Consider the following 21,493-nt stretch of genomic DNA (forward strand, 5'->3'; position numbering starts at 1 on the left):
CACTATTGACCCAACGCTGCCGGCCATTTCACAACCGTCATTTGACAGATGCCCGGCATCCGGCAAAGCTGCATCAAGCTTGATCGCGCGCCCAAGGGCAAACGCACCTGGACTATGGAAGTCGCAATGCCGAAACATAAAAATAAAGCAGCAAGCCCAAACCCTGATTCGCAACCGAACCTGATCAATCGCTACCTTTTTCCTGTAACCATCGGCACATTGCTGCTGGCGGTCATCGCCATCGGCTGGTTTCTGTTCAGCAGTTCACCGGCACCGCTCAAGCCTGTTCCCGTCAGCGCCCCTGTCGCGCAACAGGCCAAACCGCAACCGGTCGCGATGGCCCCGGCGAAGATGGTCGATGAACAACAGTGCCAGGGTTGCCACAGCGAGCAGGTCAAGGACTGGCAAGGCTCCCATCACCAATTGGCGATGCAACCGGCCAATGCCGAAACGATGCTGGGCGACTTCAATAACGTCACGTTCAAGGCCGAGAACGAAACCACCGTGTTCTCACGCAAGGACGATGGATTCTGGGTCAATACACCAGGCATTGATGGCAAGAATGCCGATTTCAAGGTGGCTTATACCTTTGGTATCGCGCCGTTGCAGCAATACCTGATCGAGGTCGGCGAAGGACGTTTGCAACCCTTGGGCGTGGCCTGGGATACCGAAAAACACCGCTGGTTCCACCTCTATCCCGGCCAGGGTGTGAACTTCAAGAATCCGTTGCACTGGAGCAAGCCAAGCCAGAACGCCAACTTCATGTGCGTCGAGTGCCATACCACAGGCTATAAACGCAATTTCGATGCCGCCAAAAACACCTTTGACAGTCAATGGAACAGCCTCGGTGTCGGCTGCCAGGCATGCCACGGCCCGGCCTCCAATCACCTGGAATGGACGGCGAAAAAAGGTGATTTGATTCACGCCGGTTTTGCCGTCGACCTCAAGGACAAGAACGCAACTGTCGAAATCGAAACCTGTGCCCGCTGCCATTCGCGCCGCGCCCCGCTGAGTGATGGCTACACCGTTGGCAAACGCCTGATGGATGACTACCTGCCAAGCGCCCTGACCCGCGAGTTGTATGCACTGGACGGCAAGATCAAGGACGAGGTGTTCGAACATGGCTCCTTCGCCCAAAGCAAGATGTTCGACAAAGGCGTGCGTTGCAGCAACTGCCACAACCCGCACAGCAGTGAGCTGAAAGCCCCGGGCAACGGTGTTTGCCTGCAATGCCACAACACGGCGGGCAAGACGTCGGTGGAAGGCGTCGACGGTAAAGGCCTGCAAGCGAAAAACTACGATTCCATCGAACACACTCGCCACACCATGGGCCAACCGGGCTCGCAGTGCGTGGATTGCCACATGCCCGGCAAATTCTATATGGGCAATGACTTCCGGCATGACCACAGCTTCAGTATCCCGGACCCGGAGCGGGCGAAAAAACTGGGAACACCGGATGCCTGCCTCACTTGCCACCAGGGTAAGGACGGCGACAAGGTCACTGAGCAATTCAAACTCTGGAACAGCGCGCCAACCGCGCAGGCCCCGCGTTATGACGAAAGCCTGTGGCTGATTCGCAACGGCCAGCCCGGTGCGGCGCAAGCTTTGTACGAGCAATTGCAACGGAGCAATTTGCCGGCGATTCAACGGGCAACCTTGCTCGCCGAATTGCCGATGTACCCGAGTGAACAGGCGCTGAAACTGGCCACCAAGGACTTGAGCAACCCGGCCCCCCTGGTGCGTGAAAGCGCCGTGCGGGCCATCAGCGCATTCTTGCCGCCGCCCGAACGTGCGCCGCTGTTGTCGCCGTTGCTGGCAGACCCGGTGAAGGCGGTGCGCATCGCCGCGGCCCGCGATTTGCTGGGTCTGGCCAGTAACGGATTGGGCAATGCCCAAGCGAATTGGAATGCGGCCATTGCGGAGTACGAAGCGGTACAGATGAGCCTGCTGGAACGGGCCGAAGCCAATCTCAACCTGGCGATGCTCTATCAGGCCAGCGGCCGCAATAACGAGGTCGAAAAATACCTGCGCACGGCCCTCGAACGCGATCCGGATTTCTACCCGGCGCTGGTGACGCTGGTGCAATGGCTGGAAGCCAATGGTCGCAGCCAGGAGGCTCAGACGCTGCTGGCACAAGCCTTGAAAGACCACCCGGACGCAGCGCTGTTGCAATACACCCAAGGCCTGTCGCTGGTGCGGGCAGGCAAATCGGACCAGGCCATGCCAGCGTTACGCAAAGCCGCACAACTGGAACCGCAGAACGCCCAATACGGCTACGTGCTGGCCGTGGCGTTACACGACAAAGGCAAGGTTGAAGAGGCCTGCGAAGTGCTGGAGCAATTGTTGAAAGTGCAGCCGGCCAACCGCAATGCGCGGCTGTCGTTGATCCAGTACTACCTGGCCAATGGACAAGAGCCCAAGGCACAGGTGTTGTTGCAGGGCTGGAAGAAAATGAACATGGGCGATCCGGCGTTGAAATAACCCTTGATCCACACCGCCTGTAGCAGCTGCCGAGCCTGCGAGGCTGCGTTCGGCGACGCAGTCGTCGTGAAATCAAACGATGCGGTTTTTCAGGAAACCGCGTTCGCCGGGTTTACGACGACTGCGTCGCCGAACGCAGCCTCGCGGGCTCGGCAGCTGCTACACGGGTCGTGGGACTACCACGAAGAACCACTCTTCAACGCCAGCTCCCGCCGACTGTTGGCTCGCATCGCCTTGATCAGCGACACCGTCCCCACCAGCAAAATCGCCGCCGCAAACAAAAAGTCGATTTTGTACAGCTGGAAGTCATTCAGCGGCCCCACCAAAAACACCCGTATTGCCCCGACGCTGACCAGCGTCGCCAGAAAGTCGATACCCGGCTCGTCGCGATAAAACACGTGCAGCAGCGGCAGGCAGATCACCAGCAGCAACAGCAGGACAATCACCTTGAATGAGCCCTTGCGCTCGACACTGAACGCACACTCATTGGCGGCATACGGTTTGTAGTCTTCCTCGCGCGCCAGCGAGTTTTTCTCGTTGATGTACTCCGCGCGGTTGTACTTTTGAATCGGCGTAAAGGTGTTCGACATCTCCATGCTGGTGGTGATGTGCTTGAAATTCAGGTCGATGCGCTCGTTGCCCTTGAGGTAATACAGCACCGGCTTGTAACCGTAGCGGTAAGTGTCGAACGGGAAGTCCGTCGCCCTCCCCTGAACGCCGATCGTTCGGAGTTCGAGTTCGGCATAGGCACTCTTGTTGAGCGACGACAGGTTGCGGCTCAGGGGCTTGATTTTGACCTGCTCCAGAAACACCGGGGTGACGCCGTAAGACCACTGCAACGGTTCCAGGCGCAGCCGCAGTTCGTTGCGGCCCAGGTCATATCGATCAAACGTTCGCTCAGAGACGATGACAGTGCCCGCGAGTGCGAACTCACCACGCACATTGTTGGTGATGCGCAGTGTCAGGCGATCCTTGCCCAAAGTGGCGGCATCACTGGCCGGCGGTGTGCCGCACCAGGCGTAACTGTCTCGCGCCCCCGCGAGTTGGCCCTCGCGGTCCTCTTGAAACAGATAAAAGTAACTGCCCCACAAGGCCAACATCAGCAACAGCGCGATCAGCCCCAACACCTTCTTGCCCACACTCACGGCCAGACTCCTTTCTCTGTTTCTTCCATGCAGCCGAAAACCCGTTGACGTGGGTTCCGAAAATGCCAGTGATTAGTTAACGGCGTATTTGTTTTGCAGCGCTTGCAAGCGCTCGGTTTGTTGCGGGGTCAGGCCACTGGCATCGAACAGCACGGCGCCATCGGCCCCAACGAGTTTGATGATTTCCAGGCTGAACAATGCTTCTGCGGGCGCATCAAGCTTGCCCCATTCGCTGAACTGGTTCGGCGTAATTTCCCAGGTAGGTGACTCGCCCGGCTCGATACCGCCAGGAATCGGCAATTCAACGGTGCCCACGAACCATGGCGTGGCGCGGCCCGCGCTGGCCACGGTGCCTTTGAAACCGACACGGGCGATGGAGAACGTCGTGCCGTTCTTGACCTTGGCCACCACCACCGGTTGACCGTGCGGCGCCGCCGAATTCTTGTTCTTCTCCGTGAAATAAAATTCCGACTTGAGAATCTGGAACTTCGCCATCTCTACCTTGGCAATCTGGGCCGCCTGCTGGATGTCCTGCAGTTGCTTGATCTCGGCGAGGGCTTGCTGCTTTTCCTTCAATGCGCGTTCGGTGCGCAGATTGGCGGCGATGACGGCGACGTCCTCAGCGGTTTTTCCGTTGAGCGTGGTGCGCACGTTATTTTTGGCCTGCTCCGCCGATACCTGGCCACTCAAGGCCTCGCCGATATTGCTGAAGGTGATGAGTTTCAAATCTTCCAGGAGTTGGGCTTTCTTGTCTTGCGGCAGGTCTGCCGTGACTTTATCCAGCGATGAAGTGAGGCTCTCATCGCTAGTGCCGTCCAGTTTCGGACCACCACAACCGGCCAACATCAATGTCACCAACCCTGCCGCGAACATCCTGCGCATACCCGACTCCTTTTTGATAATGCGCGGACTCTACCAAAATGCCACCACTGGCCCAAGCAAAAACACGCCCTGTAGCAGCTGCAGAGCCTGCGAGGCTGCGTTCGGCGACGCAGTCGCCGTGAAATCAGGCTCTGCGGTGTGACAGGAAAACCGCATTCGAAGGGTTTACGACGACTGCGTCGCCGAACGCAGCCTCGCAGGCTCGTCAGCTGCTACAAAATGGTGTGTTGTCAGCGTCGTCTGAACAACGGCCGAGGCTCAATCACCGAACGGCCGTACAACACGCTCATCCCGGCCAACCCCTTCAGCGCATCCTCGGCCGATTTGTCTTCGCGCACCGCGAAGCTGTCGAACCCGCATTGGCGCATATGGCTGAGTTGATCGCGCAGCACATCACCGATCGCGCGCAGTTCACCGGTCCATCCCATGCGGGTGCGCAGCAAGTACGCCTGGCTGTAACCGCGACCGTCACGAAAGCTCGGAAAATCCAGGGCAATCAACGGCAGCGTCTCAAACCATGGGTTAAGGCGTTCCACCTCATCATCCGGCCCCAGCCACACCGCATGCTGTGCAGGATTGAGCAGCCAGCGGTTCAACGGCAAAATCAGTGACCCGGCAGGCATTTCACCCTCCTGGTCCCTGACCAGCACCCACGGATCGTCAGCCACAATCCGCGCCACACCCTCCTCCAGCCGCAGCAGATTGTTCATGCCGTCACCTCCAGTACCTTCGGATACACCTGCTCCTTGAACGGCTCAAGACCGATGCGTAGCAGGGTGTCAACGAACAGTTCTTCGCTCTCGCGGTAATCGACAAACGTGTCGATGATCCGCTCGATTACCTCGGGTACTTCGGTGGCGCTGAAGGACGGGCCGATGACCTTGCCCAGCGCACTGTTCTTGCCCTGGCTGCCGCCGAGGGTGATCTGGTACCACTCGCTGCCGTTCTTGTCGACGCCCAGAATGCCGATGTTGCCGATGTGGTGGTGGCCGCAGGCATTCATGCAACCCGAAATGTTGAGGCTGATGTCGCCCAGGTCGTGAAGGTAATCCAGGTCCTCGAAACGTGCCTGAATGGCCTGGGCAATCGGGATCGATTTGGCATTGGCCAGTGCGCAGAAGTCGCCGCCGGGGCAAGCGATGATGTCGGTCAGCAAACCGACGTTGGCGCAACCCAGCCCCTGCTCGCAGGCCAGGCACCACAGCGTATGGAGATCCGCCTTGGGCACATCCGGCAGCACGATATTCTGTTCATGGGCGATGCGGATTTCACCGAAACCGAATTGCTCGGACCACTCGGCCACGGCCTGCAGTTGCTCGGTCGTCACATCCCCGGGTGGCGAGGCGATCCCGGGTTTCGTCGACAGCACCACGCTGGTGTAACCCGCGACCTTGTGCGGTTGAACATTGCGGGTGACCCAGCGTGCGAACGCCGGGTTCTCGGCCAGGCGTGTGCCAAATTCCAGGTCAATGTCGGGCAGTGAACGGTAGTCGGGGGCCACGAAAGCACTGGCGACACGCTCATACTCGGTGCTGGTCAACTGCGCCGGCCCGTCCTTGAGGTACTGCCACTCCTCCTCCACTTCCTTGGCGAACGCTTCGATCCCCAGGGCTTTGACCAATATCTTGATCCGCGCCTTGTACTTGTTGTCCCGCCGACCGTGGCGGTTGTAAACCCGCAGCACCGCTTCGACATAGGACAGCAAATGCTGCCACGGCAAGCCCTCGCGGATCTGCAAGCCAAGGATCGGCGTGCGCCCCAACCCGCCACCCACAATGACCCGCAACAGCTTTTGTCCATGGTCATCGCGATAAAGATAAAGACCTATGTCATGCATCATGATGGCGGCGCGGTCCTGCTCCGCCGAACAGATGGCGATCTTGAACTTGCGCGGCAGGAACAGGAATTCCGGGTTGATGGTCGACCATTGACGCAAGATTTCCGCCAGCGGACGTGGGTCCATCAGCTCGTCCGCCGCCACACCGGCGAACGCTTCGGTGGTGATGTTGCGCACGCAGTTGCCAGACGTCTGGATCGCATGCATTTGCACCTGCGCCAGGCGTTCGAGAATGTCCGGCACTTGAGCCAGCTCGATCCAGTTGAACTGCATGTTCTGCCGGGTGGTGAAGTGGCCATAACCGCGATCGTAATCCCGGGCGATGCTCGCCAGCGTACGCATCTGGCCGGCGCTGAGCGTGCCATAGGGAATCGCCACGCGCAGCATGTAAGCGTGCTTTTGCATGTACAGGCCGTTCTGTAAACGCAACGGCAGGAACTCTTCTTCGCTCAGCTCGCCGGCCATGAAGCGTTCGACCTGATCGCGAAACTGCGCAACCCGTTCGAAGACCAGGGCCCGGTCATAGTCATCGTATTGATACATGTGGCGACCTCATCAGGGTTGTTCGCACGCTCTGCACCTGTAGCAGCTGTCGAGCACCGCGAGGCAGCGTCCGGCTGCGAAGCAGTCGTAAATCCTGTGCACGCGGTTCAACTGACAGACCGAGTCGCATGGTTTGACGACTGCTTCGCAGCCGGACGCTGCCTCGCGGTGCTCGACAGCTGCTACAGGGGGGTGGCGGTGTTTGTGGGTCGACTATGGACCTGCGGCGCAGTGCGTTACAGATTCAGGTAAACACTAAAAAACCGTATCAGAGCGCAGCAGATGACCGCAGGCAAACCTCGCATCTGATCCGCATAACTTTGGTTTTTCTGAGTCTGTTTTGTTTCAGGCAGGGTTTCTACAGTCGACAACCTGCCAGGCCGGGTGGTCTGGCAAGACTTTGCAACCGTGGAAGCATTGACCATGAGCACAGCAACAATCGGACAGGCCTATAACTACAAGGTCGTGCGCCAATTCGTCGTGGCAACCATCGTATGGGGTGTCATAGGGATGGCGATGGGGGTGTGGATCGCCTCGCAACTGGTATGGCCCGAGATGAACCTCGACCTGCCGTGGACCACCTTCGGCCGCTTGCGCCCGTTGCACACCAGCCTGGTGATTTTCGGTTTTGCCGGTAGCGCGCAATTTGCCGCCAGTTACTACGCCGTACAGCGCACCTGCCAGGTGCGGCTGTACTCCGACACCCTGGCCGCATTCACTTTTTGGGGGTGGCAATCGGTGATCGTGATCATGCTGGTCACCCTGCCGCTGGGCTATACCACCACCAAGGAATACGCCGAGATCGAGTTTAGCGGCGCGGTGTGGATGACCGTGGTCTGGGTCGCTTACGCCATCGTGTTTTTCACCACCGTGGTGCAGCGCAAGACCAAACATATCTACGTCGGCAACTGGTTCTTCGGCGCGTTCATCGTGGTCATTGCGATGTTGCACGTGGTCAATCACCTGTCGATTCCGGTGGACTGGTTCAAGTCCTATCCGGTGTATTCCGGGGCGACCGACGCCATGGTGCAGTGGTGGTACGGGCACAACGCGGTGGGGTTTTTCCTGACCACCGGTTTCCTCGGGATGATGTATTACTTTGTGCCCAAACAGGTCGGGCGCCCGGTGTATTCCTATCGCCTGTCCATCGTGCATTTCTGGGCGCTGATCACCCTGTACATCTGGGCCGGTCCGCACCACTTGCACTACACCGCATTGCCAGACTGGGCGCAGTCGCTGGGCATGGCGATGTCGCTGATCCTGCTGGCGCCGAGCTGGGGCGGGATGATCAACGGCATGATGACGCTCTCGGGCGCCTGGCATAAATTGCGCACCGACCCGATCCTGCGGTTTCTGGTGCTGTCGCTGGCGTTCTACGGCATGTCGACCTTCGAAGGCCCGATGATGGCGATTAAAACGGTCAACGCCCTCTCCCACTACACCGACTGGACCATCGGCCATGTGCACGCCGGGGCACTGGGCTGGGTGGCGATGATCACGTTCGGCGCGGTGTACCACATGGTGCCGAAAGTCTTCGGCCGCGAGCAGATGCACAGCATCGGCCTGATCAACGCGCACTTCTGGCTCGCCACCATCGGCACCGTGCTGTACATCGCGTCGATGTGGGTCAACGGCATTACCCAGGGCTTGATGTGGCGTGCAATCAACGACGACGGCACGCTGACCTACTCCTTCGTCGAAGCCTTGCAGGCCAGCCATCCGGGGTATGTGGTGCGCTTTATCGGCGGCGTGTTCTTCCTCAGCGGCATGCTGTTGATGGCCTACAACACCTGGCGCACGGTGCGGGTGGCGGACGTGATGATGGCTGAACGTGAAGCGCAGTTTGCCTGAGGCAAGGAGCCATACATGTATGAAGTTCTGTTGAATGCGATGGTCGTATCAGTGCTTTGGCTGGGGGTTGAGTACAGCCTCAAGCGGCAGACGCCGCAGAGTCTGGAGGATGCCAGCCTGATTCCATTTGCCGACGACCCCGAGGTGGCGCGGCGGGTGGAACTGGCCACCGGGAAGGTTGTGAATGCAGTGGCGCCGGAAGAGGTGAAGCCCGGTTGGATCAACCTCGACATCTGACCCACCACCTGTCCGTTGTAGGAGCCGAGCTTGCTCGCGATGCGGCCATTCCAGCCAACATCAATGTTGACTGTCAGTCCGTCATCGCGAGCAAGCTCGGCTCCTACACGGGGGGATTGGGTCAGTCAGGGAGGACCTGGCCGCGATCGCGCGGAATCAGGAGCTGCAACTGCTGCGCCAGAAAGTTTGCATCGAACGCAAACGTGTCTGGGTCTTTCAAGCCGTTGGTCTTGCGCCACTGCCAACTGGTCGACGGCGGCAGGCACACCAGCGACACGCTGCCATAGCGCGCAGCCGTCAGCCCCATCACCGCCAATGAAATCTGACCGCCAGCACCCATTACATCCGGCACGAACTCCACCGGCTTGCCGGCGATGACAATTGACAGCTTCTCAGTCTTGAACATCGACGTCTCGACCGGCACGCTCGGCCCTGAAGCGACATACGCCTCACGACTCACTTCCAACAGATTGGGCGCCTGGACCGGTTCCAGCCACTGCTGGATCTGATCGAACAACTCACCGATACGCGTCGCCCAAACCGCCGATTGCGATTCAAACAGTTGCTTCTTGTGCGCTTCACTTTCTGCGTAGTGGCGAAGCATCTCGCCCAGTTGCTGTACGTCGTCCATTGCGGTGTTCCTTTCGTTGGAGCGGTGCTGCGGACATTGAGCATGGCAGATCCACGCCGATGACGTACGTAAAAGTCCACCGGCCTCTTGCGCCGCCCGAACCCGCGTCAGAAAAGACACCATGACACTTCACTGAAAGATCGGCGGTACAGTTGTTTTCCGCTGGAATCCGCCCACGAACCTAGGGACACTCGATCCTCGGGTGACTTTCCGACACAGATCATCGCTTGAGGAGATCCAATGCGCACCATCGGCCTTATCGGCGGCATGAGCTGGGAGTCCAGCGCCGAATATTATCGCCTCATCAACCAACAGGTCCGCGACCAGCTCGGGCCGCTACGCTCGGCGCAACTGCTGATGTACAGCGTCGACTTCGGTCCGGTCGAACAGGCCCAGCACGCCGGGCGTTGGGACGATGCGGCGGCGATTCTGGTGGATGCCGCGCAACGGCTGCAAGCGGGCGGTGCCGAGTGTGTGGTGCTGTGTACCAACACCATGCACAAGGTCGCCGCGCAGATTCAGGCCGCGATCAACATTCCGTTCCTGCACATCGCCGACCCGACCGGTCAAGCGGCGGTCGATGCCGGTACGTTGAAGGTCGGATTGCTGGGGACTGCGTTCACCATGGAACAGGACTTTCTCAAGGATCGCCTGAGCGCAATGGGGCTGACAGTGCTGGTGCCAGAAGCCGAGGAACGCCAGGCGGTGCACCGGATCATCTACGACGAATTGTGCGTCGGCGTGATCAGCGACACATCGCGCGAGGTCTATCAGCAGGTGATTGAGTCGCTGACCCAGCGCGGTGCACAGGCGATCATCCTCGGTTGCACCGAAATCGGCCTGCTGATCAAACCCGAACACAGCGCCCTGCCCCTGCTCGACACCACCGAACTGCATGCGCAGGCGGCGGTGGCGTTCGCACTGGGCGACTGAGTCAATCGGCGTTAAGCGTGCGACGCAGACGCGCCATGCTCAAGGTGTCGACCAGTCGGCCGTCACGCACGGCGTAGTCACGGAACAGGCCTTCGGTCTCGAAACCGAACTTTCGGTACAGACCGATGGCGGCTTCGTTGTCGGCGTACACCGAAAGCTCGACCCGTTGCAGATTCATCCAGTTGTCGGCGATGTCCAGCACCGCCGCCAACAGCTTCGAACCCACGCCTTTACCCTGCCATGCCACCGCGACGCCCATGCCGATACTGCCGGCATGGCTGCGGCGGATCCGCGAAAACTGCTCCAGGCCAATGTTGCCGATGACCGAGCCCTGATGCAGCGCGACCAGTTTCACCAGGCGCTCGTTATCCGAGGCCAGGCGTTGGCGCCAGATCTCGGTGGATTGAAATGGCATTTGCAGGACCTGACGGGTAATGGCCGGGTCGTTGTAGAGCGCGGTGACGCCCTCAATATGGGATTCGCTGAAACGTTCGAGGGTGATAAACGGTTCGGTGACGGGCATGGGTGATTCATCCTTGATGCAGACATGGCCGCTTACTGTACAACGCTACTTCCTGTAGGCGTGAGCCTGCTCACGCCTACAATTGACTGCGTTCAGCTCTCGAACCACTCCCGGCGCTCATTGAAGGTGTTGTGGATCAACTCGACAATCATCTGCACGTCGCCCTCTCCCTGTGTTTCGGCGTTGGCCGCCATCCACACCTGACGTTGCATCGGCTGTTCGAACAACCCCGGCAATGCAATCAGTCCGCGGTCAAACTGGCTCATGTAGCGCGGCAGCAAGCCGATGCAAGCGCTGCATCGGATCATCTCCAGCATCAGCTCATAAGAATGCAAGTGCACCACGCCGGCCAGACGCTGATCGACCACGCTGTTCCACGGCCGAAAACTCTCGACCTGACGGTCATACTGCCATTGCACCAGCAGGAAGTCGGCCAGGTCATCGAGGCTGTCAGGCCGCGCCGCGACGCGCGAATAGCGTTTGGCGATGTGCGGCAGGTATTCAAGACGCGCCAGCCGCCGGGGCTCGCTGACGGCGAAACTCGGACCGGGCAGCGGCGAATCCGGGCCGGCCAGCCACAGCACTACGTCCGCGCTGACCGCTTGCAGGGCCAATTCGCTGTCGAGGGTGATGATGTCCAGACGCACACTGGCATTGCGTCGCAACAAAGCGACCAGATCGCGGCCGAGTATGTCGTGCAGAATCGACTCCGCCACCGCCAGGCGAATCAACGGTTGCTCTATCACCGGCGCATCGCGCTCGTGGGCCAGGGCGATCAACTGTGCCTGCAGCGCCAACCCGTCACGACTCAGGGCCAGGCCACTGTCCTGATGATTGAACAGCGTGCACTGCAACTGCGCTTCAAGCTGCACCAGATGTTTGCGTAACTGGGTGGATTTGATATTGAGGCTGCGGGCGGCCTGCATGAAGCACCCGCAACGGGCGCTGACCCTGAAAGACTGCGCCAGCACCGGGTCGATGCCGGCAGCGCGAGTGGACTCCATGAATGACATCAATGACTCCTTGTCGATCGATCCTTGAAAACCTCATCCTGCGCAGCGTTTATGAACCTGATGTGACACCGGGGAGGGAAAATCGATTCAGCCGCCGGGAGTTTGCCGAAAACTCACGGCGAGGCGGTTCCAGCTGTTGATGGTGGTGACGGCAATCGTCAGGTCGACCATCTCGCCTTCATTGAACTGCTCGCGCGCCAAGGCGTAGACGTCGTCGGGCACATGGCTTTCAGACAGCAAGGTAACGGCCTCGGTCCAGGCCAGTGCTGCGCGTTCCCTGGGGTTGAAAAAGCCGCTGTCGCGCCAGACCACGATCGAATACAGGCGACGATCGGTCTCGCCCAGGCGCCGTGCATCCACTGAATGCATGTCGGTGCAAAAGGCGCAGCCGTTGAGTTGCGAGGCGCGGATTTTGATCAGGTGCAGCAGCGCGGGTTCGATACTGAGGTTGCTGGTCAAGGCTTCCATGGCAATCATCGCTTTCATCGCTTTGGGCGATGCGCTGTAGTAATCCAGGCGGGAACTCATGGGGCGACCTCGTGAAGCGATGATGTTTTTTCACGGTAGTCGTCGAGGCCGCGGTGTGACAGATCCAATTCTGCGAAATACCCCCGCACCACTCGGCACCAGACCAATCCCCGGTTTTTCCACTGCGCAACTTCTGCGCAGCCGCCCATGCGGGTAATCTGGCGCGACGCACACGCGCCTCAATTTGCCCCTGGAGCCCCAACGGTATGGAACTTCACGTTGTCATCAACGGCCGCAAGGACCTGGCAGGCCAGTTGTACAACCAGCTGCGCAGTGCCATCGAATCCGGACGCCTGGCCGCCGGGACGCAGCTGCCGCCCAGTCGTTTGCTGGCCGAACAGTTGGGGATATCGCGCAAGACCATTTCCGACACGTACGCGCAGCTGACCTATGAAAATTTCCTCACCGGGGTGATTGGCAAAGGCACCTACGTGAATGCCCGACCGGCAAAAATCGCCCGCAAACAAAGCCATACCGAGTTGGCGAGTTACGACGTCATTGAATCCTGGCGCAATCTGCCGGTGTTCCTGCGTCACCCCACGCTGGAAGGGTCGTTGCGTTACGACTTCATTGGCGGCGCCACCAGCAAGGGCCAGTTCCCGCAGGATGACTGGCGACGCTGCACCTCCCACGCCTTGCGCCAGATTGCCGGCTCCAAAGGTTTCTACAGCCTGCCCGAAGGCCTGCCGGCGCTGCGCAATGCCATTGCGCGGCACATCGCGTTCTCGCGCGGGGTCAATTGTCAGGACGAAGACGTGGTGGTGTGCAATGGCGCGCAACAAGCGCTGGACCTGATTTCCCGGGTGATGACGCGCCCCGGCAGCATTGTCGCCATGGAAGATCCGGGCTACCCGCCGGCCCGCCTGTTGTTCGGCTCGCACGGTGCCACGGTGATCGGTGTGCCGGTGGATGCCGAAGGCATTCAGGTGGATAAAATCCCCCTCGGCACACGGCTGATTTACGTCACGCCGTCGCATCAATTCCCGCTCGGTTTGCCGATGAGCCAGGAGCGTCGGGTGGCGCTGCTGGAACGGGCTTATGAACTGGGCGCGATCATTATCGAAGACGATTACGACAGCGAGTTTCGCTACGAGGGCCGCCCCACGGATTCGCTGCAAAGCATGGATGAGCGCGGGATCGTCGCTTACGTCGGCACCTTCTCGAAAACCTTGCTGCCGGAATTGCGCCTCGGTTATGCAATATTGCCGCCGGCGATTCTCGAAGCGGTGATCCGCGCCAAGCAACTCACCGACCTGCACACGTCCACGTTGCCACAGTGGGCGCTGGCCAAATTCATCGCCGAGGGCTGCCTGCTCAAGCATATCCGGCGCTGCCATACGATTTATGCCGGGCGTCGCGAACGGATTCTGGCGCGCATGGCGGGCGACCTGTCGCCGTGGCTGGAGCCGGTGCCCACCACGGCCGGGTTCCACATGGTGGTGATGTGCAAAGTGCCTATCGATCTTCCATTGGTGATAGAACTGGCAAAAAAAGTCGAAGTCGGGCTCTACTCCATCGAGGCCTTTTACTTTCAGCAGACGCCGCAGGCCGGGCTGTTGCTGGGTTTTGGCGCCATTGAAACCCTGGACATCGATACGGCCCTGGACCGTTTGCGCGACATTTTGCAGCAGGTTGCCTGACAGATTGGTCTGCGCCTTTACCGGGCGATTGGCTATTGGTGGTCCGCAGCAGCAGGCCTATCCTGCATAAGCGTTATCCCTCAATGAGCAGGATTCGTCCGGCCTGATTCAGGAGTGTGAGCAATGTCCCAAGAAGTGATCAATACCGTACAGGTGCAGGCCGTCGCTGGCCGCTCGGATGAACTGGGCAAGCAACTGCAAAAGATTGTCGAAACCCTGCGTGAACTACCGGGCTGCGACTCCTATATGGTCGACCGCTGCCCCGAGGACACCAACCGCTGGACCGTCAGCGCTCGCTGGCAATCGGAAGCGGCCATGCACTCGCATTTCAATTGCCCCGAAGTTCAGGGTTTTATCGGTCTGATTGACAACCAATTGGCAAATGCCGTGGATTTCAACAGCTTTCCGATCCGCTAAAACCCCAAGCACCCACCGCACCCGCCTCGTAGCAGCCGTCGAGCAGCGCGAGGCGGCGTTCGGCTGTGCAGCAGTCGTGATATTTGGCGATGCGGTGTTTCAGGAATATCACATGTTCAGGTTTTACGACTGCTGCGCAGCCGAACGCCGCCTCGCGCTGCTCGGCAGCTGCTACAGATTTTCGTTGGATTGGTCCCCTCGCCTTCGCGAATATTGGCTGTTTGATTGCCCTGCCCTGCGGACTATCGTTGCTCCAGACGATAACCACCGCAGGTGATAAACCATGAAAGCTTTGCGTTTCCTTGCTGCCCCCCTTGCTGCCCTCGCCCTGACTGTTTCGGCCGCCGCCCTTGCTCACGAAGGCCCGTCTGAAAAGGTCACGGTATTGCAGGACCAAATGCTCAAGAACGTGCCCAATAAAAAGGCGCTGATGATTGAAGTGGACTACGAGCCAGGCCAGTCTTCCATCGCCCACAAGCACGAAGGCACCGCCATGGCTTACGTGATATCGGGGGAGATAGTTTCTCAAGTGAAAGGTGAGCAGCCGAAAACCTACAAGGCCGGTGAGTATTGGTATGAAGCGGCCGGGTCGGAACATTTGGTGTCGAAGAATGCCAGTGCCACCCAGCCTGCCAAACTCTTGGTGTTCATGGTATTGGCACCCGATGAGAAAGTTTTGATCCCGTTGGAAAACTGATAGCTGTAACGCCAGCCATAAATAAACAGGCCCAAATGAGACATTCGGGCCTTTTTATTTCCAGGCGTCATTAACTGAACGCTTTTAAACCAAACAAAACTATTGCCGTACCCATAAGCTCATCTACTGGCTAGTTTCTTTTGCAACGACAGGTTTAGTCTGGAATCACCGCCGACACTACTCGGCAACTTAAGCTTTCCGACTCAAGTTGTTTCACTGGAGATACACCATGAAACGTGTGCTTGTCAGTGCATTCACAATGACTGCTCTTTTATCTGGCTGCTCGATCCCCACGGCGCCAACTTCCGTCTCTTACCTGGACGGTCTCTTGCCTGAGCCCGTGGGTCGCAGCAACGCCACGCAAGTAAACAATGGCCATAACGTTGCGCTCGGCGTTGTCTACAGCCGAAACACCCAGGCCAACCGCTCCTACCTTCAAGACTATCAGGCCAACGCCGGCACCGGTTTCGGCCAGAGCCTGCTGGTTCAACCGATTCACGACGCCTACGTCAGCACCTCCCAACCCGACCTGGCTGTGGATTGGGTCAAGGCATCCCTGGGGCGGCAGTTTGGCTCGGTCACGGTGTACCCGGACATGCAAAGCCTGAGGGCGGCGAAACCGGATGTGATCGCCATTGTCGACAGCCGCAGTCAATTGATTACCTCGCGCAGTTCGGATATAGCGGCTGATGTCAGTGCCGATTTCTATGATGCGAACTTCAACTACATTGGCACGGCACAAGGGCATGATGCTAAAGCACTGACTCCGGTCTGGGCCGACTTTAAACGCACTGAAGAGATAGTCGCGGACATTAACGAACAACAGAATGTTCAAGTTCGGGTATTGCAGAAGTTTGACCAGTCGCTCAGTAATTTATTGACCAAGCCGACAGATAAAGTATCCATGCTAGATAACACTTCTAGCCAAAAATTATATTAAGGCTAGTGGCCTTGTCGCGGGCAAGCCCGCCCCCACATTGGAATGCATTGTAATTGTGGGAGCGGGCTTGCCCGCGATAAGGCCTGAACTGACACCTTGTAACCATCAGGCAAAAAAAACCCGCATGTCTCCATGCGGGCTTTTTCATTCAGCGCCTGATCAGGCCGCCGGTTCCAGCTCTTCGCTGGCAACCGCAGTGGTAGTCACCACCGCTTGCCCGCTCAACGCCAGGTCCAGCAACTCACGGTTGGCCACCGCATACATGGCGTAGTCCGTGCCGCTGGCGGCACGAATTTCAACCAGCATGGCGCGCCAGCGTTCGATCATGCCTTCGTGCGCTTCCATCCACAGCGCCAGGCGTGTTTCCACGTCCTGAGTGCCGTCGCCCTGTTGCAGGACGGAGATGGTGATCGCACGTTGCTGCCAGTCGACGTCGTCGCGGAACGCTTCACGGGCCAGGGCTTGCCAGTTGTTTTCAACCGGCAGAGCGCTGATCTGTTGCAGGTACCAGGTGATGTCCAGCGCGCTGCCGACGGCGAAGTAAGCCTTCGCTACGTCTGCTGCGTTCTGACCGGTCACATCCGACGCTTCGATGATCGGCAACAGGGTGTACAGGTGAGTGGTGCCTGCAACCATGCGCGCCAACAACTCCGGAACGCCAGCGGCGACGTACGCCTGATAGCGGGTCTGCCAGCCTTCGCGGGTCGGGCCTTCCAGCAGTTCGTCGAGCTTGAGGCCCAGCGCTGCGAGATGTGGACCGAAGTGCGCGACGTCACGAGCGGCATTCTGCTCGTTGCGACGGCTGCGCAGGAACCAGCGTGTGGCGCGACGGCCCAGACGCATCAGCTCGTCCATCAGCTCCAGTTGAACGTCGGCCGACACCTGGTAGTCCAGGGCTTCGATCTGACGGAACCAGTGCGGGAGGTGGAAAATGTCACGCACGATCACGTAGGCGCCGGCCACGTTCGCCGGGCTCATGCCGGTCGACTCTTTGAGTCGTTGAACGAAGGTGATGCCCATGTGGTTGACCAGGTCGTTGGCGATCTGGGTGCTGACGATTTCGCGCTTCAGACGGTGACGGCGCATGGCTTCGGAGAACTTGCTCACCAGCGTCGGCGGGAAAGCGGTTTCCATGTCGCGGGTCAGGTAGTCGTCATCCGGCACCAGGGAGCCCAGCAGCTGCTCCTTGAGGTCGATCTTGCTGTACGAAATCAGCACCGACAGCTCGGCACGGGTCAGGCCATGGCCTGCCGCAACGCGCTCGTTGATGGCCTCTTCAGTCGGCAGGAACTCGATGGCGCGATCCAGCTTGCCGCGACCTTCCAGATCGTTCATCAGACGCTTGTATTCAGCGATCCGCGGCAAGGCACGACGCGCCGCCAGGGACAGGGCCTGAGTCTGCTTGTAGTTGTTGCCCAACACCAGGCCACCGACTTCGTCGGTCATGCTCGCCAGCAACAGGTTACGTTGCTTGTCGGTCATGTCGCCGGCTTGAACCACTTCGTTCAGCAGGATCTTGATGTTCACTTCGTGGTCGGAGCAATCCACGCCACCGGCGTTGTCGATGAAGTCGGTGTTGGAACCGCCGCCATTGAGGCCGAACTCGACACGACCCAGTTGGGTCATGCCCAGGTTACCGCCCTCGCCCACAACTTTGCAGCGCAGTTCGTTGCCGTTCACGCGCAGTGCATCGTTGGCCTTGTCGCCGACATCGGCGTGGCTTTCGCTGCTGGCCTTGACGTACGTACCGATGCCGCCGTTCCACAACAGGTCTACCGGGGCCTTGAGCAAGGCATTGAGCAGTTCGGTCGGGGTCAGCTTGTCGGCCTGAATGTCGAAACGCTCTTGCATCTGCGGGGAGATCGCGATGCTCTTCGCGCTACGGGAGAAGATCCCGCCGCCTTCGGACATGATGCTGGTGTCGTAATCCGACCAGGCCGAACGCGGCAGGTCGAACAGGCGCTGACGCTCGGCGAAGCTGCTGGCAGGCTCCGGGTTCGGGTCGATGAAGATGTGCAAGTGGTTGAATGCGGCCACCAGTTGCAGGGTCTCGGACATCAACAGGCCGTTACCGAATACGTCACCGGCCATGTCGCCGACACCGACCACGGTGATGCTGTCTTTCTGAACATTGATGCCGCGTTCGCGGAAGTGACGTTGCACGCCAACCCACGCGCCCTTGGCGGTGATGCCCATTTTCTTGTGGTCGTAACCGGCCGAGCCGCCCGAGGCGAATGCATCGCCGAGCCAGAAGCCGTAGTCGATGGCAATACCGTTGGCGATGTCGGAGAAGGTCGCAGTGCCCTTGTCCGCAGCGACTACCAGGTACGGGTCATCGTCGTCATGACGCACGACGTTGGCCGGCGGAACCAGCGCGCCGTCCTTCAAGTTGTCGGTGATGTCCAACAGACCCGAAATGAAGATGCGGTAGCAGGCGATACCCTCGGCCGCGATCTCGTCACGGCTGCCGCCCAGTGGCAGGCGACGCGGCAGGAAGCCGCCCTTCGCGCCGACCGGCACGATGACCGAGTTCTTCACTTGCTGGGCTTTTACCAGGCCCAGGACTTCGGTGCGGAAGTCTTCTTCACGGTCAGACCAGCGCAGACCACCACGAGCGACGTTGCCGAAGCGCAGGTGCACGCCTTCGACGCGAGGCGAGTAAACGAAGATTTCGAACTTCGGTACTGGCTTTGGCAGCTCTGGAATCTGGTGCGGATTGAACTTGAAGCTGAAGTACGACTTGTTATGGCCGTTGGCGTCAGTCTGGTAGAAGTTGGTGCGCAGAGTGGCTTTGACCAGGTCCAGGTAACGACGCAGGATGCGGTCTTCGTTCAGCACCTGGACGTCGTCCAGTGCGCTCAGAATCGCGTGTTCCAGACGTTGTTGCTTGTCTTCCAGATCATCACCGGACAGCTTGCGTGCCAGGTAGAAACGGGTTTTGAACAACCGGGTCAATTCGCGAGCGATGTCGGTGTGGTTGTTCAGGGTGCTGGCGATGTAGCCCAGGTCGAAGCCCAGACGGATCTGCTTCATGTAGCGAGCGTAAGCACGCAGCAGCGCCACATCGCGCCACGGCAGGCCGGCGGTCAGTACCAGACGGTTGAACGCATCGTTCTCGGCATCGCCACGCACGATGTGGACGAACGCGTCCTGCAAGGTGTCGTTGAGCTGCTGGATGTCGAGTTCCAGGCCTTCGGCAGCGGTGAACGCGAAGTCGTGAATCCAGAACTCGCGACCGTTGGTGTGACGCAGGCGATACGGGAATTCACCCAGCACGCGCAGGCCGAGGTTTTCCAGGATCGGCAGCACGTCGGACAGTGCCAGCGGCGTATCGGCGTGATACAGCTTGCAATGCAGCATGCGCTGGCCGGAAACCTGACCCAGCGGCTGATAGAAGCTCATGACCAGTGGGTTTTTTTCGCTCAGGCTCAGCAGGTGTTGCATGTCGACCACAGCCGAGTGAGCGGCAAACCGCTCGCGGTAACCGGCCGGGAAGCCTTTCGGGAAGTCGGCCAGCACGTTGGTGCCGTGGGCTTCGCCGAAGCTTTCGACGGTCAGTGCGGCGTAGTCGTCCTGCCAGCTGCGGCAGGCTTGCACCACTTCTTTTTCCAGCAGCAACGGGTCGATGTCGATGCGGTTTTTCGGGTCAACACGCAGAATCAGCTGTACGCGGGCCAGCACGGATTCGGAGAAGAACGTCCAGAATTCGCAGTCCGAGGCTTTCAGGCGATCCATCAGCACTTGCTGGATCTTCTGGCGCACTTCGGTGGAATAGATGTCGCGTGGCACGTAAGCCAGGCAGTAGCAGAAACGGCCGTACGGGTCTTTGCGCAGGAACACGCGAATCTTGTTGCGTTCCTGGATCTGCACGATCGACATCACGGTGCTGAACAGTTCGTCGACCGGCGTCTGGAACAGGTCATCGCGCGGCAGTACTTCGACCACCTGCGCCAGTTCCTTGCCCAGGTGGGCCTTGGCCTGGAAGCCGGAACGGCGTTCGATTTCCTCGACCTTGCGACGGATGTACGGAATGACCCGCACGCTCTCGCCATACACCGAGGAGGTGTACAGGCCCATGAAACGGCATTCCTTGATGACATTGCCGTCAGCGTCGATTTCGCGGATCGACACGTAATCCGGGTAAGCCGGACGGTGTACACGGCTTGGGTGCGCGGCCTTGGCGAAGGACAGCAGGGTCGGTTCGCGCAGGTAGTTCACGGCGTAGTCTTCGATGCGCAGGTCATCGTAGGTCAGGCCGGTACGCAGCAGTTTGGTCAAGCCCAGGAAGGAGTCCTGGTCGTAGACGATGTGGCCGCCGTCGGCTTCATCGCGCACCACGAACTCTTCGTAGCCCAGGAACGTGAAGTGGTTGCCCACCAGCCATTCCAGGAAGCTTTTGATTTCGCCTTTTTCTTCCGGGTCGACAGCGAACTGGCTGTTGTCCAGGCCGGTCAGGATTTCCTGGACCTTGGCTTTCATCGGCTCGAAATCGGCGACCGCGACGCGGACTTCACCTAGCACCTGCTCCAGCTCTTTGCTCAGGACATTGAGCTCGGCGGTGTTGGCGCAACGGTCGATTTCCAGGTACATCAGCGATTCTTGAAGAATGCCTTCGCCCTGGGTGCCTTTAGGCAGGATTTCCAGCAATTCGCCTTTGCTGCCGCGACGCACGCTCAGCACAGTGGTTTGCAGGGTATGAATGCTGTAGCCGCGACGGTTCAGCTCGGTACGCACCGAGTCCACCAGGAATGGCAGGTCGTGGTGCAGCACTTCGACCGCGGTGTGGGTCGACTGCCAGCCGTGGCGTTCGTAGTCAGGGTTGTAGACGCGCACTTGCGGTTGAGCGTGATCGAAGCGCTCAAGCAGGCGCCACGCAGAAAGGGTGCAGCCGGCGAGGTCGGACAACCGACGCTGGGTCAGCTCGTCCAGGGAAATGATGCCAAAGAATTGTTCGGCGAACAGCGCCACTTGTGGCAGTGCCTGTTCACTGATGTGCTGTGCCAGTGCCGCTTGCAGTTGGTGCTGGAAGTCGGCTTTGCTGGCTGCGGTGAAGAACGCCATCTGTGGTACTCCGCTTGGGCTTGTTATTGATGGAAGCGTCGCGTGCAAAACCCCTTTCGGGGTGGTCCGTCACCCGGTTCCTGATTCTCGGGCAGAGGAAACAGGGCGACAGGTGGGTGAAGCTGGACGAGACA

General features: G+C 59.4%; 17 protein-coding genes. 8 read left to right on the top strand and 9 right to left on the bottom strand.

The features are described 5' to 3' along the window. Positions 1-126: 126 nt before the first annotated feature. Positions 127-2,481, top strand: a complete 2,355-nt coding sequence (locus C7534_RS17530; RefSeq protein WP_109786509.1) for a tetratricopeptide repeat protein — start codon at positions 127-129, stop codon at positions 2,479-2,481. A 176-nt stretch (positions 2,482-2,657) separates the two neighbouring features. On the opposite strand, the gene C7534_RS17535 is transcribed toward C7534_RS17530, so the two are convergent. The 4 genes from C7534_RS17535 to C7534_RS17550 all read right to left on the bottom strand — a co-directional run bounded on the left by C7534_RS17535 (position 2,658) and on the right by C7534_RS17550 (position 6,888). Further along, a complete protein-coding gene (locus C7534_RS17535; RefSeq protein ID WP_109786510.1) occupies positions 2,658-3,626 on the bottom strand; it encodes a hypothetical protein in 969 nt (322 codons plus the stop codon). Between the two features lie 72 nt (positions 3,627-3,698). Further along, on the bottom strand, positions 3,699-4,508 hold the full coding sequence (locus C7534_RS17540; protein ID WP_109786511.1) for a DUF6694 family lipoprotein: 810 nt from the start codon (positions 4,506-4,508) through the stop codon (positions 3,699-3,701). A 230-nt stretch (positions 4,509-4,738) separates the two neighbouring features. Then, entirely contained in the window at positions 4,739-5,218 is a 480-nt protein-coding gene (locus C7534_RS17545; protein ID WP_109786512.1) for a DUF934 domain-containing protein, read from the bottom strand. After that, the gene (locus C7534_RS17550) at positions 5,215-6,888 is read right to left on the bottom strand and encodes a nitrite/sulfite reductase (RefSeq protein WP_109786513.1); all 1,674 of its coding nucleotides are present in this window, start codon (positions 6,886-6,888) and stop codon (positions 5,215-5,217) included. The genes C7534_RS17545 and C7534_RS17550 overlap by 4 nt, the downstream gene beginning before the upstream one ends. Before the next feature lie 423 nt (positions 6,889-7,311). Here C7534_RS17550 and ccoN point away from each other — a divergent pair, with 423 nt between their 5' ends. Together ccoN and C7534_RS17565 are read left to right on the top strand one after the other, a co-directional pair. Then, the gene (gene ccoN, locus C7534_RS17560) at positions 7,312-8,739 is read left to right on the top strand and encodes a cytochrome-c oxidase, cbb3-type subunit I (RefSeq protein WP_109786515.1); all 1,428 of its coding nucleotides are present in this window, start codon (positions 7,312-7,314) and stop codon (positions 8,737-8,739) included. 15 nt (positions 8,740-8,754) lie between these two features. Next, complete coding sequence (locus C7534_RS17565) at positions 8,755-8,976, top strand: CcoQ/FixQ family Cbb3-type cytochrome c oxidase assembly chaperone (RefSeq protein WP_109786516.1); 222 nt, start codon at positions 8,755-8,757, stop codon at positions 8,974-8,976. 121 nt (positions 8,977-9,097) lie between these two features. Here C7534_RS17565 and C7534_RS17570 read toward each other — a convergent pair whose 3' ends face one another. Beyond that, positions 9,098-9,607 (bottom strand): hypothetical protein, encoded by a 510-nt coding sequence (locus C7534_RS17570; RefSeq protein ID WP_109786517.1) that lies wholly within the window; start codon positions 9,605-9,607, stop codon positions 9,098-9,100. 240 nt (positions 9,608-9,847) lie between these two features. On the opposite strand from C7534_RS17570, the gene C7534_RS17575 reads away from it, so the two are divergent. Beyond that, positions 9,848-10,540: an aspartate/glutamate racemase family protein gene (locus tag C7534_RS17575; RefSeq protein WP_046032163.1), complete on the top strand. Its 693-nt coding sequence runs from the start codon at positions 9,848-9,850 to the stop codon at positions 10,538-10,540. Position 10,541: 1 nt separating this feature from the next. Here the strand turns inward: C7534_RS17575 and C7534_RS17580 are convergent, their stop codons facing one another. From C7534_RS17580 to C7534_RS17590, 3 genes are all read right to left on the bottom strand, one after another. Next, positions 10,542-11,063: a GNAT family N-acetyltransferase gene (locus C7534_RS17580; protein WP_109786518.1), complete on the bottom strand. Its 522-nt coding sequence runs from the start codon at positions 11,061-11,063 to the stop codon at positions 10,542-10,544. 92 nt (positions 11,064-11,155) lie between these two features. Further along, positions 11,156-12,076: a LysR family transcriptional regulator gene (locus C7534_RS17585; RefSeq protein ID WP_109786519.1), complete on the bottom strand. Its 921-nt coding sequence runs from the start codon at positions 12,074-12,076 to the stop codon at positions 11,156-11,158. 87 nt (positions 12,077-12,163) lie between these two features. Then, positions 12,164-12,604 (bottom strand): carboxymuconolactone decarboxylase family protein, encoded by a 441-nt coding sequence (locus C7534_RS17590; RefSeq protein WP_046032160.1) that lies wholly within the window; start codon positions 12,602-12,604, stop codon positions 12,164-12,166. 206 nt (positions 12,605-12,810) lie between these two features. Between C7534_RS17590 and pdxR the strand changes: the two genes are divergently transcribed. The 4 genes from pdxR (at position 12,811) to C7534_RS17615 (ending at position 16,298) form a co-directional block, all read left to right on the top strand. After that, positions 12,811-14,244 carry a MocR-like pyridoxine biosynthesis transcription factor PdxR gene (pdxR, locus tag C7534_RS17595; protein WP_046032159.1) on the top strand — a complete coding sequence of 478 codons (1,434 nt, stop codon included), beginning with the start codon at positions 12,811-12,813 and terminating at the stop codon, positions 14,242-14,244. A gap of 123 nt (positions 14,245-14,367) precedes the next feature. Then, positions 14,368-14,661 (top strand): antibiotic biosynthesis monooxygenase family protein, encoded by a 294-nt coding sequence (locus tag C7534_RS17600; RefSeq protein WP_046032158.1) that lies wholly within the window; start codon positions 14,368-14,370, stop codon positions 14,659-14,661. A gap of 283 nt (positions 14,662-14,944) precedes the next feature. Continuing rightward, positions 14,945-15,358: a cupin domain-containing protein gene (locus C7534_RS17610; protein WP_109786520.1), complete on the top strand. Its 414-nt coding sequence runs from the start codon at positions 14,945-14,947 to the stop codon at positions 15,356-15,358. Between the two features lie 229 nt (positions 15,359-15,587). Beyond that, positions 15,588-16,298, top strand: a complete 711-nt coding sequence (locus C7534_RS17615; RefSeq protein ID WP_109786521.1) for an ATPase — start codon at positions 15,588-15,590, stop codon at positions 16,296-16,298. Positions 16,299-16,457: 159 nt separating this feature from the next. On the opposite strand, the gene C7534_RS17620 is transcribed toward C7534_RS17615, so the two are convergent. Beyond that, a complete protein-coding gene (locus C7534_RS17620) occupies positions 16,458-21,359 on the bottom strand; it encodes an NAD-glutamate dehydrogenase (protein ID WP_109786522.1) in 4,902 nt (1,633 codons plus the stop codon). Positions 21,360-21,493: the final 134 nt, after the last annotated feature.

Source organism: Pseudomonas sp. OV226 (assembly GCF_003148705.1).
Classification (GTDB): Bacteria; Pseudomonadota; Gammaproteobacteria; order Pseudomonadales; family Pseudomonadaceae; genus Aquipseudomonas.

Excerpts from the sequence above, each read along its gene's own strand:
- C7534_RS17530 (WP_109786509.1), top strand. The coding sequence starts at position 127 with ATGCCGAAACATAAAAATAAAGCAGCAAGCCCAAACCCTGATTCGCAA.
- C7534_RS17540 (WP_109786511.1), bottom strand. The coding sequence starts at position 4,508 with ATGCGCAGGATGTTCGCGGCAGGGTTGGTGACATTGATGTTGGCCGGT.
- C7534_RS17545 (WP_109786512.1), bottom strand. The coding sequence starts at position 5,218 with ATGAACAATCTGCTGCGGCTGGAGGAGGGTGTGGCGCGGATTGTGGCT.
- C7534_RS17550 (WP_109786513.1), bottom strand. The coding sequence starts at position 6,888 with ATGTATCAATACGATGACTATGACCGGGCCCTGGTCTTCGAACGGGTT.
- ccoN (WP_109786515.1), top strand. The coding sequence starts at position 7,312 with ATGAGCACAGCAACAATCGGACAGGCCTATAACTACAAGGTCGTGCGC.
- C7534_RS17565 (WP_109786516.1), top strand. The coding sequence starts at position 8,755 with ATGTATGAAGTTCTGTTGAATGCGATGGTCGTATCAGTGCTTTGGCTG.
- C7534_RS17570 (WP_109786517.1), bottom strand. The coding sequence starts at position 9,607 with ATGGACGACGTACAGCAACTGGGCGAGATGCTTCGCCACTACGCAGAA.
- C7534_RS17575 (WP_046032163.1), top strand. The coding sequence starts at position 9,848 with ATGCGCACCATCGGCCTTATCGGCGGCATGAGCTGGGAGTCCAGCGCC.
- C7534_RS17580 (WP_109786518.1), bottom strand. The coding sequence starts at position 11,063 with ATGCCCGTCACCGAACCGTTTATCACCCTCGAACGTTTCAGCGAATCC.
- C7534_RS17585 (WP_109786519.1), bottom strand. The coding sequence starts at position 12,076 with ATGTCATTCATGGAGTCCACTCGCGCTGCCGGCATCGACCCGGTGCTG.
- C7534_RS17590 (WP_046032160.1), bottom strand. The coding sequence starts at position 12,604 with ATGAGTTCCCGCCTGGATTACTACAGCGCATCGCCCAAAGCGATGAAA.
- pdxR (WP_046032159.1), top strand. The coding sequence starts at position 12,811 with ATGGAACTTCACGTTGTCATCAACGGCCGCAAGGACCTGGCAGGCCAG.
- C7534_RS17600 (WP_046032158.1), top strand. The coding sequence starts at position 14,368 with ATGTCCCAAGAAGTGATCAATACCGTACAGGTGCAGGCCGTCGCTGGC.
- C7534_RS17610 (WP_109786520.1), top strand. The coding sequence starts at position 14,945 with ATGAAAGCTTTGCGTTTCCTTGCTGCCCCCCTTGCTGCCCTCGCCCTG.
- C7534_RS17615 (WP_109786521.1), top strand. The coding sequence starts at position 15,588 with ATGAAACGTGTGCTTGTCAGTGCATTCACAATGACTGCTCTTTTATCT.
- C7534_RS17620 (WP_109786522.1), bottom strand. The coding sequence starts at position 21,359 with ATGGCGTTCTTCACCGCAGCCAGCAAAGCCGACTTCCAGCACCAACTG.